Source organism: Streptomyces sp. NPDC039736, from assembly GCF_055596485.1.
Genome location: NZ_JBVIUQ010000006.1, coordinates 500,442 through 512,998, shown reverse-complemented (window position 1 = coordinate 512,998; position 12,557 = coordinate 500,442). Strand labels below are relative to the sequence as shown.

General features: G+C 70.6%; 11 protein-coding genes and 1 riboswitch. Of the genes, 5 read left to right on the top strand and 6 right to left on the bottom strand.

Annotated features, from left to right (window positions below):
- Positions 1–179: 179 nt before the first annotated feature.
- Positions 180–785 carry a TetR/AcrR family transcriptional regulator gene (locus ACZ56L_RS21770; RefSeq protein WP_401756070.1) on the bottom strand — a complete coding sequence of 202 codons (606 nt, stop codon included), beginning with the start codon at positions 783–785 and terminating at the stop codon, positions 180–182.
- 54 nt (positions 786–839) lie between these two features.
- Complete coding sequence (locus ACZ56L_RS21765) at positions 840–1,919, bottom strand: SIS domain-containing protein (RefSeq protein ID WP_380837324.1); 1,080 nt, start codon at positions 1,917–1,919, stop codon at positions 840–842.
- A 258-nt stretch (positions 1,920–2,177) separates the two neighbouring features.
- Between ACZ56L_RS21765 and nagB the strand changes: the two genes are divergently transcribed.
- Positions 2,178–2,963, top strand: a complete 786-nt coding sequence (gene nagB, locus ACZ56L_RS21760) for a glucosamine-6-phosphate deaminase (protein WP_468691462.1) — start codon at positions 2,178–2,180, stop codon at positions 2,961–2,963.
- Between the two features lie 113 nt (positions 2,964–3,076).
- Here nagB and ACZ56L_RS21755 read toward each other — a convergent pair whose 3' ends face one another.
- The 4 genes from ACZ56L_RS21755 to ACZ56L_RS21740 form a co-directional block, all read right to left on the bottom strand.
- Positions 3,077–4,591: a glycoside hydrolase family 3 protein gene (locus ACZ56L_RS21755; RefSeq protein ID WP_401756076.1), complete on the bottom strand. Its 1,515-nt coding sequence runs from the start codon at positions 4,589–4,591 to the stop codon at positions 3,077–3,079.
- 6 nt (positions 4,592–4,597) lie between these two features.
- Entirely contained in the window at positions 4,598–5,428 is an 831-nt protein-coding gene (locus tag ACZ56L_RS21750) for a carbohydrate ABC transporter permease (protein WP_401756079.1), read from the bottom strand.
- Positions 5,425–6,408: a carbohydrate ABC transporter permease gene (locus ACZ56L_RS21745; protein ID WP_345228501.1), complete on the bottom strand. Its 984-nt coding sequence runs from the start codon at positions 6,406–6,408 to the stop codon at positions 5,425–5,427. The genes ACZ56L_RS21750 and ACZ56L_RS21745 overlap by 4 nt, the downstream gene beginning before the upstream one ends.
- A gap of 138 nt (positions 6,409–6,546) precedes the next feature.
- Positions 6,547–7,827, bottom strand: coding sequence for an extracellular solute-binding protein (locus tag ACZ56L_RS21740; protein WP_345228502.1), 1,281 nt, complete (start codon positions 7,825–7,827; stop codon positions 6,547–6,549).
- Between the two features lie 370 nt (positions 7,828–8,197).
- On the opposite strand from ACZ56L_RS21740, the gene ACZ56L_RS21735 reads away from it, so the two are divergent.
- The 4 genes from ACZ56L_RS21735 to ACZ56L_RS21720 all read left to right on the top strand — a co-directional run bounded on the left by ACZ56L_RS21735 (position 8,198) and on the right by ACZ56L_RS21720 (position 12,226).
- A complete protein-coding gene (locus ACZ56L_RS21735) occupies positions 8,198–8,983 on the top strand; it encodes a GntR family transcriptional regulator (RefSeq protein WP_345229152.1) in 786 nt (261 codons plus the stop codon).
- Positions 8,984–9,159: 176 nt separating this feature from the next.
- Positions 9,160–11,388 carry a carbon starvation CstA family protein gene (locus ACZ56L_RS21730; RefSeq protein ID WP_471065671.1) on the top strand — a complete coding sequence of 743 codons (2,229 nt, stop codon included), beginning with the start codon at positions 9,160–9,162 and terminating at the stop codon, positions 11,386–11,388.
- Positions 11,385–11,603, top strand: coding sequence for a YbdD/YjiX family protein (locus tag ACZ56L_RS21725; protein WP_345228504.1), 219 nt, complete (start codon positions 11,385–11,387; stop codon positions 11,601–11,603). The genes ACZ56L_RS21730 and ACZ56L_RS21725 overlap by 4 nt, the downstream gene beginning before the upstream one ends.
- Before the next feature lie 89 nt (positions 11,604–11,692).
- Positions 11,693–12,226, top strand: a complete 534-nt coding sequence (locus ACZ56L_RS21720; protein ID WP_468691468.1) for a GNAT family N-acetyltransferase — start codon at positions 11,693–11,695, stop codon at positions 12,224–12,226.
- An 89-nt stretch (positions 12,227–12,315) separates the two neighbouring features.
- Positions 12,316–12,439, top strand: a riboswitch (cobalamin riboswitch).
- Positions 12,440–12,557: the final 118 nt, after the last annotated feature.

The window sequence follows — 12,557 nt, the reverse complement described above, 5'->3', positions numbered from 1 at the left end:
GGCAAAGCTTCATCCTCCCCGCACAGGAGGGTGAAACCGAGGGACGCGCGCTCTCTGCCCTGACTGCGCCCGCCCCTCCTGACGGCCGGAGGCACCGCACACCGCCGGCCGATGCAACTCCGGGCTGCGGTGCCGGGCGGGCTGAGGGTCCCGCCGGGCGCCGTGGCCCGCGGGTGTCTCTACGGCCCTTCCTCGGGCGGCCAGGCGCGCATCGCCAGTTCCGCCACCGCCTCCAGCTCCGCCCGGTCCGCCCCGTCGCGGGCCTGCTGCGACATGCCCTGGAGCACGGCGCCCGAGAAGCGGGCCAGGGCCTCGGGGTCGGTGCCGGACGGGAGCCGGCCGGCCGCCACGTCGGCCCGGACACGGGAGGCGAAGGCGGCGATGTTGGCGTTGCGGCGGGCCCGCAGGGACTCCTCGACCTCGGGGGTCGTGCAGTTGGTCGCGGCGGTGATCACCAGGCAGCCACGGGGGTGGGCGGGGTCGGTGTACTCCGCCGCCGCCTCGTGGAGCAGCCGGCCGACGGCCGCCCGTGCCGTGCCCTCCTCCTCCAGGGCGCGGGCGCCGAAGGCGCCGTGGGTGGCGGCGTACCGGGCGACGACCTCCGCGAAGAGGGCCCGCTTGTCGCCGAAGGCGGCGTAGAGGCTGGGGGCGGCGATGCCCATCAGGCGCGTGAGGTCGGCGACCGAGGTCGTCTCGTACCCGCTCTCCCAGAAGGCCAGGGTGGCCTTCTCCAGGGCCGCCCCCCGGTCGAAGGACCGGGGCCGGCCGCGCTGTCCGGTTGCCATGCCGGGATTCTATAGCGTCCGCTAGCTATTTCAGCGCCCGCCGGGTGTCTCCGGTCAGCGGGTCTCGGTGACCTTGGCGAGGGCCCGGGGGGCGTCGGGGTCCTGGCCACGGGCGAGGGTCACCTCGTACGCGAGGAGCTGGAGGGGGAGGATGTCCAGGACGGGCTGGAGTTCCTCGGGGACGGACTCCGTGGGGACGGCGAAGCCCGAGGACGCCCGGGCGACCTGGGACGCGGGGCCGACCACGAAGAGGTCGGCGCCCCGGCCGCGCAGCCGGTCCAGGACGGGCTGGAGGGCCTCGCCGCCCCTGCCCGAGGTGACCACGGCGATGACCGGGGAGATGTTGTCGACCATGGCGAGCGGGCCGTGCAGCAGGTCGGCGCCGGAGTAGGAGAGGGCGGGGATGTAGCTCGTCTCCATGAGCTTGAGGGCGGCCTCCTTGGCCGTGGGGTAGCCGTAGCCGCGCGAGGTGATCACCATGCGTTCGGCGAAGCGGTAGCGGGCGGCCAGGGCGCGGACCTCCTCCTGGCGGGCCAGGATTCCCGCGGCCAGGTCCGGCAGTCCGGCGGCCGTCGCCGTGCCGTCCCGCGACTGGAGGCCCTGGACGAGGAGGTAGAGGCACAGGAGGGAGGCCGTGTAGGTCTTCGTCGCGGGCAGGGCCCTCTCGGGGCCGGCCAGGACGTCGATGTGGTGCTCGGAGACCGCCGCGAGGGGGGAGTCGGGGTTGTTGGTGACCGCGAGGGTCAGGGCGCCGGCCTCGCGGGCCGCGCGCGTGGAGGCCACCAGGTCCGGGGAGCCGCCCGACTGGCTGACCGTGACGACCAGGACGTCGCGCAGGGAGGGGCGGGCGCCGTAGGCCGTCGTGGTGGACATGGAGGTGAGGCCGCAGGGCAGCCCGAGCTGGATCTCCAGCAGGTACTTGGCGTACAGGGCCGCGTTGTCGGAGGTGCCGCGCGCGGTGAGGAGCACGAAGCGGGGGCTCTTGGCGGCGATCGCCTGCGCCGTCGCGAAGATCCGCGGGGCCGCCTCGTCCAGGATCCGGCGCAGCACGGCCGGCTGCTCCGCCGTCTCGGCGGCCATCAGGCGGCCCGGGCGCTCCGCGAAGGGGGCCGTTGGGAGGGAGGGGACGCTCATCCCCTGCGCCGGTCGTTCCACGGGCGACATGACGGACCTCCCGGACCTGCCTGGCACGGCTGCTCGAGGTGACGGATGCTCGGGGCCAGTCGACCATGGGAGTTCACGGGGCCGCCAGTGGAAGGACGCTGCGGACCCGCGGAAGACCGGGTGCGCGGACCTCCGCTCTGCTAGATTGGTCTATACCACAGATCGTCCGGCCCCGCAGGACCTCGGCGGACGGTCTCCGCACTCCCACACAGACAGGCAGGCATCAGCGTGGAAGTTGTCATCGTTCCGGACGCCAGGGCGGGCGGCGAGCTCATCGCGCAGAGCATCGTGGACCTGCTGGGCAGCAAGCCCGACGCCCTGCTCGGTGTCGCCACCGGTTCGTCCCCGCTGCCCATCTACCAGGCCCTGGCCGCCAAGGTGGCCGCCGGTGAGGTGGACGCGTCCCGGGCCCGGATCTGCCAGCTCGACGAGTACGTGGGCCTGCCCGCCGGGCACCCCGAGTCCTACCGCGCGACCGTCCTGCGCGAGGTCGTGGAGCCGCTGGGCCTGACCGAGGCGTCCTTCTTCGGCCCCGACGGGTCCGCCGAGGACGTCCAGGCCGCGTGCGAGGCGTACGACAGGGCGCTCGGCGAGGCCGGCGGCGTCGACCTCCAACTGCTGGGCATCGGCACCGACGGGCACATCGGCTTCAACGAGCCCTGCTCCTCGCTCGCTTCACGCACCCGGATCAAGACGCTGACCCAGCAGACCATCGACGACAACGCGCGCTTCTTCGACGGCGACACCGCCCAGGTCCCGCGCCACGTCATCACCCAGGGCATCGGCACCATCCTGGACGCCCGCCACCTGGTCCTGCTGGCCACCGGCGAGGGCAAGGCCGAGGCCGTCGCGCAGACCGTCGAGGGCCCGCTCTCCGCGCTCGTCCCGGCCTCCGCGCTCCAGCTCCACCCGCACGCGACCGTCGTCGTCGACGAGGCCGCCGCCTCCAAGCTGAAGCTGGCTGACTACTTCCGGCACACCTACGCCAACAAGCCGGTGTGGCAGGGGCTGTAACCACCGCGAGTACGCACGGAAGGCCGGGCCCCCGCGGTGGGGCCCGGCCTTCCGGGTGCTCCGGACACGGCTCTCCGCGCCCTCCGGGTACGGGTCTTCCGGTGCGGGAGGGCTCAGCGGCCGGTGACGGCCTCCGCCGCCGCCGCGCCGCAGACCCGGGCCGCGCCGTGCGTCGCCACGTGCAGCGCGCCGCGCGGGGTCGCCTGGGGTACGCCCATCTCGACCACGACCGTGTCCGGGCGGGCCGCGAGGAGCGCGTCCAGGGCGGCCGCCATCCACGGGTGACGGTGTTCGTCCCGTACCACCGCGACGATCCGGCGGCCGCCCGCGGCCGTCACCACGGCCTCCGCCGTGCCCGTCTCCGCCGTGAACGTGCCGGTCGCGGTGCCCGGGAGCAGGCGCGCCAGGTCGGCGGCGACGCCCCACGGGGTCTCGTCGCCCACCGCGATGTTCGCGACCGGGGTGAAGGCGGCGACGTACGGGGCGGACATGACAGGAGTGGCGCCCGGCGCGCGGGTGACGGTGACGGCACGGCGGGCGGCGACCAGGCCGATGGTCTCGTTGCCGGGCGCGGTCCCCTCCTGCACTTCCGCGCCCGGCCCCGAAGCCTCGCGGGCCGCCGACGTCCACGAGGCGAGGGAACGCACCCTCGCCGCCGCGTCGGCCAGCCGCTCCTCCGGCAGTTCACCGGAGCGGACCGCCGCCACCAGCGCGTCGCGCAGGCGCAGCACGGTCTCCTCGTCGGCGAGGCCGCCGCCGACGCAGATCGCGTCGGCGCCCGCGGCGATCGCCAGGACGGAGCCGCGCTCGATTCCGTACGTCGCGGAGATGGCCCGCATCTCCATGCCGTCCGTGATGATCAGCCCCTGGTAGCCCAGCTCCTCCCGGAGCAGACCGGTCAGGATCTGCGGGCTGAGAGTCGCGGGACGGGTGGGGTCGAGCGCAGGGAGAAGAATATGCGCACTCATGACCGATTTGGAACCGGCGGCGATCGCGGCCCGGAAAGGCACCAGCTCACGGGCGTGCAGTGTGGCGAGGTCCACATCGATGCGGGGCATGTCGTGGTGCGAGTCGACATTGGTGTCGCCGTGCCCCGGGAAGTGCTTGGTGCAGGCGGCGACCCCGGCGGCCTGGAGGCCCTCGACGTACGCGGCCGTGTGCCGGGCGACGAGCGCCGGGTCCGCGCCGAAGGACCGTACGCCGATGACCGGGTTGCCCGGGTCGGAGTTGACGTCGGCCGACGGCGCCCAGTTGAGGTTCACCCCGCACTCGGCCAGGCGTCGGCCCAGCTCGCGGGCGACGTCACGTGTCAGGTCCACGTCGTCGACGGCGCCGAGGGCGAGGTTGCCGGGGAAGGAGGAGCCGCCGCGCACTTCGAGGCGGGTGACGTCGCCGCCCTCCTCGTCGATGGCGACCAGCACGTCCTCGCGCTCGGCGCGCAACTGGGCGGTGAGGGCCGCGAGCTGCTCGGGGGAGGCGATGTTGCGCCCGAACAGGCCGACGGACGACAGCCCCTCACCGACGCTGCGCAGCAGCCAGTCGGGGGCGGAGGTGCCGGTGAAACCGGGCTGGAGGACGGCGAGGGCGTCCCGGGTGACGGTGTCCGTGCGGGTGATGAGCGTCGTCATGGGTGCTTATCCCTTCACCGCGCCGTCGGTCAGACCACTGACCGCCTTGCGCTGGAGGAAGACGAAGAGGATCAGGATCGGGATCGCGAAGAGCGAGGACGCCGCCATCGTGGCACCCCAGTCGTCGCCGAACTGGGTCTGGAACTGGGTCAGCCACAGCGGCAGGGTCTGGAACTCGGCCTGCTTGTTCAGGACGAGCACCATGGGGACTTCGTTCCAGGCGGTGATGAATCCGAACAGCGAGGTCGACATCAGGCCGGGGGCCAGCAGCGGCAGGATCACCTTGACGAAGGCCTGGCGGCGGGTGCAGCCGTCGACCATCGCGGACTCCTCCAGCTCCTTGGGCACGGCGGCGACGAAGCCGCGCAGCGTGAGGAGGGTGAAGGGCAGCACCATGACCATGTAGAAGGCGGTCAGCGGGATCAGGCTGTTGAGCATGTCGGCGTCGCGCACGATGAAGTAGATCGCGATGACCATGACTTCCCAGGGCGCCATCTGCGCCACCATGAAGCCGATGATGAAGCCGCGCCGCCCCTTGAACCGCATCCGGGCGAGGGCGAAGGAGCCGGCCAGGGCGAGGATCAGGGAGAAGACGACCGCGAGGATCGTGACGGTGAGCGAGTTGCGCACCATGGTGCCGAAGTTCTCGGCGTCGATCGCGGTCTTGAAGTGCTCGAAGGTGATGTCCGTCGGGAACCAGACGGGCGTCTCGGAGACGATGTCCGGCGTCTTCTTGAAGGCCGTCGCGAACATCCAGTAGACGGGGAAGACGAGGCCGATGACGAGCAGGACCGCCGTCGCGTTGGGCCAGATGCGGCCGGGCAGGGAGCGCTTCATCGCTCGTCCTCCTCTTGCTTAAGAACGATCCGCAGGTAGTACGCGGTGAGCAGCAGCAGGATCAGGATGGTCAGGACGGAGATCGCCGAGCCCATGCCGAAGTGCTGGTTGCCCATGCCCTCGATGTAGGCGTAGACCGGCAGGATCTCGGTGAGCCGGTCCGGGCCGCCCGCGTTGATCGCGTACACCTGGACGAACGCCTTGAAGACCCAGATGATCTCCAGGAACGTCGTCGCGAAGAGGAAGGGCTTCAGGAACGGCAGGGTGACCTGGGTGAAGCTCTTCCAGGCGCCGGCGCCGTCCAGCGCGGCGGCCTCGTACAGCTCCTTGGGGATGGTCGTGCTCGCGGCGTACAGGTTGAGCGCCACGAAGGGGATCGACTGCCAGACGATCAGAACCATGATCACGAAGAACGTGGAGAGCTGGCTGCCGGTCCAGTTGTAATCAGCCATCGAGTGGAAGCCGAGTGCGTCCAGCACCCAGTTGACGACGCCGAAGCGCTGGGCGAACAGCCACTGGTAGACGGTGGTCGCGGCGACGACGGGCATCGCCCAGGCGAGTACCAGGCCGATCATCAGGACGACCCGCATGCGCTTGCCGAGGCGAACCAGCAGCAGGCCCACCAGGGTGCCGATCACCATGATCAGCACGACGTTGGCGGCCGTGAAGGCGATCGAGCGCCCCGTGACGTTCCAGAACTCCTCACTGCTGAGGACGTCACCGTAGTTGTCGGTGCCGTTCCACTCGGTGAGGTGCTGGATCAGCTGCCTCATGTTGAGGTTCTGGAACGAGATGAGGACGTTCTTGACCAGGGGCCAGCCCAGGAAGACCAGGACGGCTGCCACCGGGGGCAACAGCAGCAGATAAGGGGTGAGCGATCCCGCTCTGCGGGGCTTCCTGCCCGGATCGGCCGGCTCGGACCCGGCCCCCTTGAGGATCTCCGTCGGACCGGAGGGCGGTCGTTCGGTCTGCACGGTCATGCTCGCCATCTCTTCCTAGGCGCACTGCAGGACGCAGTGAGGGCACTGCGGGACACAGCCGGGCGGGGAGACACACGGCTGACTGCCGGGTTCCGGCCCCCTCGGTGCCGCGGAGGGGGCCGGAACCCGGCAGGAGGGTTACTGCTTCTGCGCGAGGCGCTTGTTGAGCTCGGGCTCGACCTGCTTGGCGGCTTCCGCCGGGGTCTTGCCGTTCAGGACCGCCGTCAGGTAGGTCTTGATCGGGTTCGGGTTGTTCTCGACCGCGGCCCACTCCGGGATCAGCGGCGTGGTGCCACCGAACTTGGCGGACGGCGCGGCGGCCTCGGCGACCGGGTTGCCGGTCAGGTTGGAGTTGAGCGACTCCTTGTTCGGGATGACGCCGGACTCCTTGGCGAGCGCGCCCTCGAACTTGTCGGACAGCGCGAGCTTCAGGAACTCCTTGGCGAGCTCCTGCTTCTTGCTGCCGGCGGCGACGGCGAAGTTGGAGCCGCCGAGGAAGACGCCCTCGGGCTTGTCGGCGGTCTCACCGGGGATGGTGAAGTAGCCGATCTCCTTCTCGATGGCCGGGTTGGCCTTGATGGCGGTGCCGGCCTCCCAGCCCATGCCGATGAAGGCGCCGGTCTTGCCCTTGGCGAAGACGTCGGCCTGCTGCGGGGTCGCCTCGTCCTTGTCCTTGGGGGCCTTGGAGTAGGACTGGTACTTCTTGTACAGCTCGGCGGCCTCGCCGATCTTCGGGTCGGCGAGGTTGGAGACCCACTTGTCGCCGTCCTTCTTGATCAGGTCCGCACCCTTGCCGATGGTGAGGCCGTCGAAGAAGTACCAGTTCTGGCCGGGCAGGTAGAGCGGCTCGGCCGCGCCCTTGGCCTTGATCTTGTCGAGCGCCTTGAAGAAGTCGTCACGGGTCTTGGGGACCTCGGTGACACCGGCCTCCTTGAAGACCGACTTGTTGTAGACCACGACGCGGTTGGCGAACCACCACGGGGCGGCGAACTGCTTGCCGTCGACGACCGAGGCCTTGTTGAAGTTCTCGGCCCAGTCCGCGCCGATCTCCTTCTTCAGGTCGTCCAGCTCCGCGAGACCGCCGGTCTTGGCGTACGCGGCGGTCTGCGTGTTGCCGATCTCGAAGACGTCGGGGGGGTTCTCCTCGGACAGGGCGGTCGTCAGCTTCTGCTGGATGCCCTCCCACTTCTGGACCTCGAACTTGAGCTTCGCGCCGGTCTTCTTCTCGAACTCGGCGGTGAGGTCCTTGGTCCAGTTCGGCGGGGTCGAGCCGTCCATGGCCCAGACGGTGAGCGTCTCGCCCTTGAACCCGTCGGCACCGGCCTTCTTGCCGCCGTCCTTGGTGTCCGAGCCGCCACACGCCGCAACGCTGACCAACATGCCGGCGACGCCAATCGCCGCGATGAGCTTGCGCTTCATTACGCCACTCTCCTGCTCAGGGATGCCTGCAACCCCCTGCCCACCGCGAGGACAACGCACGAAGTACGGCCTGTGGGACTGGGACCTGGTCTTTAATGGTTTAGACCAGTAGCTGGAGCTTGGCCTAGACCTTTTGGGGTGTCAAGGGTGTGTCAGACCACTCGTCGGGTCCGTTATCGGACCGACACCTCGCCCCGCGCGGGACCGTACAACAGCCCCTGTGTCCACGGCGTTCCCACGCGTCGCGGTGTATAAGAAGGAATCGCGCGGAGCCCGAGCCCCGCGCGGCGGACCGTGCCACCATCCATGTGAGCCGCGACAGACGGAGGAGCCGGTGACGGCAGCAGCGCAGGAGCCGGAAGGGCGGACCATGATCACCGACGGGGGACGCACGGAGACCAGCACGGGGGGCACGGTCACCGAGCCGGCGGCGCCCGCCCGCACCGCCCGCGTCCCGAAGTACTACCGCCTCAAGCGGCATCTGCTCGACATGACCGAGACCCTCCCCCCGGGCACCCCGGTGCCGCCGGAGCGGACGCTGGCCGCCGAGTTCGACACCTCGCGCACCACCGTCCGCCAGGCCCTCCAGGAGCTGGTGGTCGAGGGGCGCCTGGAGCGCATCCAGGGCAAGGGCACCTTCGTCGCCAAGCCGAAGGTCTCGCAGTCCCTCCAACTCACCTCGTACACCGAGGACATGAGGGCCCAGGGCCTCGAACCCACCTCCCAGCTCCTGGACATCGGGTACGTCACGGCCGACGACACCCTCGCCGGACTGCTGGACATCACCGCCGGCGGCCGCGTCCTGCGCATCGAACGCCTCCGCCTGGCCAGCGGCGAGCCGATGGCGATCGAGACGACCCACCTGTCCGCCAAGCGGTTTCCGGCCCTGCGGCGGTCACTGGTGAAGTACACCTCGCTCTACACCGCGCTCGCCGAGGTCTACGACGTACGCCTCTCCGAGGCCGAGGAGACCATCGAGACCTCCCTCGCCACCCCCCGCGAGGCGGGGCTGCTCGGCACGGACGTCGGGCTGCCGATGCTGATGCTGTCGCGCCACTCGCTCGACAAGGACGGCGAGCCGGTGGAGTGGGTCCGCTCGGTCTACCGCGGCGACCGCTACAAGTTCGTGGCCCGCCTGCGGCGCCCGAACGACTGACGGCCGGACGCCCGTCGCCCCCGGGGGCCGCCGGTCGACAGTGGTACCCCCGCTGACCTGCGGTGGTCGGGCCGTGTCCGTACCGATATGCGGACAGGGGGTTACGCGGCCCGGTCGCAGCCCCTAGATTTCGCGCACGTTGTGACAGTGAAGATCGCGCGAGGGGACGGATCGCCATGGCAGAGCCGAGACCGACAGCCGAGACCGAGCAGGCCGGGTCGCCCCCGGGCCCCGCCCGGCGGAAGCTGTCGCCCAAGTCCGTGGCGATCTGGACCCTGGTCGCGATCGCCGGCGCGGCGGGCTGGGCGGTGCTCGCGCTCTCCCGCGGCGAGGACGTCTCGGCCGTGTGGATGCTGGCCGCGGCCCTCGGCTCGTACGCCATCGCCTACCGCTTCTACTCCAAGTTCATCGCCCACCGCGTACTGAAGGTCGACAAGACCCGCGCCACCCCGGCCGAACTCAACGACGACGGCGTGGACTTCCACCCCACCGACCGCCGGGTGCTCTTCGGCCACCACTTCGCGGCCATCGCGGGCGCGGGCCCGCTGGTCGGGCCGGTGCTGGCGGCCCAGATGGGGTACCTGCCGGGCACCATCTGGATCGTCGCGGGCGTGATCTTCGCGGGCGCGGTGCAGGACATGGTGACGCTGTTCTTCTCGACGCGTCGCAACGGCCGTTCGCTCGGCCAGATCGCCCGGGACGAGATCGGCCCGGTCGGCGGCGCGGCGGCGCTGATCGCCGTGTTCGCCATCATGATCATCCTGCTCGCGGTGCTCGCACTGATCATCGTGAACGCGCTGGCGGAGTCCCCCTGGGGCGTCTTCTCCATCGGCATGACCATCCCGATCGCCCTCTTCATGGGCGTCTACCTGCGCATCCTGCGGCCCGGCCGGGTCACCGAGGTGTCGTTGATCGGCGTCGCGCTGCTGCTGCTCGCGATCGTCGCGGGCGGCTGGGTCGCCGAGTCCTCCTGGGCGGAGACCTTCACGCTGGAGCCGGGCACGCTGGTCATCTGGATGGTGGTCTACGGGTTCCTCGCCTCGGTGCTCCCGGTGTGGCTGCTGCTCGCGCCGCGCGACTACCTGTCGACGTTCATGAAGGTCGGCACGATCGCGCTGCTCGCGGTGGGCGTGCTGATCGCGCTGCCGACGCTGAAGATGGACGGCATCACGCAGTTCGCGACCAGCGGGACCGGTCCGGTCTTCGCGGGCTCGCTCTTCCCCTTCGTGTTCATCACCATCGCGTGCGGCGCGCTCTCCGGGTTCCACTCCCTCATCTCCTCGGGCACCACCCCGAAGATGATCCAGAAGGAGACCCAGATCCGCACGATCGGCTACGGCTCCATGCTGATCGAGTCGTTCGTCGCGATCATGGCGCTGATCGCCGCCTGCATCATCGACCCGGGCCTCTACTTCGCCGTCAACGCGCCCGCGGGCGTGGTCGGCGACACCGTCCAGGCGGCCTCGCAGGCGGTCGGGAACCTCGGCTTCACCATCACCCCCGAGCAGTTGGCGCAGGCCGCCAAGGACGTCGAGGAGGCCAGCCTGCTGCACCGCACGGGCGGTGCGCCGACCTTCGCGCTGGGCCTGTCCGAGATCTTCTCGGCGGCCTTCGGCGGGGCCGCGATGAAGGCCTTCTGGTACCACTTCGCCATCATGTTCGAGGCGCTGTTCATCCTGACGACGCTGGACGCGGGCACCCGGGTCGGCCGCTTCATGCTCCAGGACATGCTGGGCAACGTCTACAAGCCGTTCAAGAACGTCAGCTGGAAGCCCGGCGTCTGGATCGCCAGCGCGATCGTCGTCCTGGCCTGGGGCTACTTCCTGTGGGTCGGCGTGCACGACCCGCTCGGCGGCATCAACCAGCTCTTCCCGCTGTTCGGCATCGCCAACCAGCTCCTGGCGGCCGTGGCGCTCGCCGTCTGCACCACCCTCCTCATCAAGTCCGGGCGTCTCAAGTACGCCTGGGTGACGGCCGCTCCGCTGCTGTGGGACGTCGCGGTCACGCTCACCGCGAGCTGGCAGAAGATCTTCTCCGCCGACCCCAAGGTGGGCTTCTTCGCCCAGCGCGACGTCTACCAGAGCGCCCTCGACAAGGGCCTCGACAAGGTCGGACTCGCCAAGAACCGCGAGCAGATGGAGACCATCGTCACCAACTCCACGGTCGACGGCGTCCTGTCCGTCCTGTTCGCGGTGCTGATCCTGGTCGTCCTCTTCGAGGCCTGCCGCGCCTGCCTGAAGGCGGTCCGCAACCCGGCCGGGGTCGAGCTCAGCGAGACCCCGTACGTCGAGTCGAAGCTCGTCGCCCCGGCCTCCCTGTTCGCCACCAAGGAGGAGAAGGCCGAGCTGGCCGCCGCGGGCCTGGGCCCGGACGGCCGCCCGCGCAAGGAGGAGAGCACGGTATGACCACGGGCGCGGTGCGCACGGCAGGGCTGCGGCACTGGCTGTCCCGGCTGCGCTGGTACGTCCGCGAGGTGACCGGCGAGGCGGCGTACGACCACTACGTCGCCCACGCCCGCGCGCACGACCCGGACGCCGCGGTCATGACCCGCCGCGCCTTCGAGCGCAGCCGCACCGACGCCCGCGAGGGCGACCCCCGCGACGGCTTCCGCTGCTGCTGAACCGGTCGGAGCGACCGCGGTACGGCCCGGTGTCCCGCCCCTCGACACGGGGTGGGACGCCGGGCCCCCGCCGTTGCACACTGCCCGGCATGGACATGCGCATCCGCATCGCGGAACCCCCCGAATACCCGGCCGTGGGCGAGATCACCGCCCGCGCCTACCTCGACGACGGCCTCCTCGACGGCGGCGAGGACAACACCTACGCGACCACCCTGCGCGACGCCGCCTCCCGCGCCGCGAAGGCCGACCTCCTGGTCGCCGTGGACGCCGACGACACCCTCCTGGGCACCGTCACCTATGCTCCCCAGGGCAGCCCGCTCCAGGACATCGGCGTCCCCGGCGAAGCCGAGTTCCGCATGCTCGCGGTCGCACGGGCGGCCCGGGGGCGCGGGGCGGGCGAGAGCCTCGTGCGGGCCTGTGTCGCCCGCGCACGGGCCGAGGAAGGGGTCGTCCGGCTGGTGATGTCGACCCAGCCGACGATGCTGGGGGCACACCGGATCTACGAGCGCCTCGGCTTCGTACGGACGCCCGAGCGGGACTGGCAACCGGTGCCCGGACTGGGCCTGCTGACGTACGCACTGGCGCTCCAGCCCGGTGCGCGCGGAGGCTCAGGACCCCGGTGAAATGGGGCCCGTACCCCCTTTAGCGGGGGAAGCGCAACGGCGCGCGACACAACATGTGGTGGGTTCCCCAACGGGGACCCACCACATGTATGCTCGTCCTCGCTGTCGCCGCAGGGGAATCCGGTGAGAATCCGGAACTGTCCCGCAACGGTGTGTCATGTACGCATTTGCGTACCGCCAAGTCCGAGGACCTGCCGACGGTGTGATCCGGCTCGACCGAACCGGATTCCGATACGTCCGGGCTTCGAGGATGAGCCGGTGGACGCCAGGCGACGTGCGCCCTTCTTCCGGGGCGGACGCCTGCTCGCGCGCCCCCGCTTTGCCCCGTGGC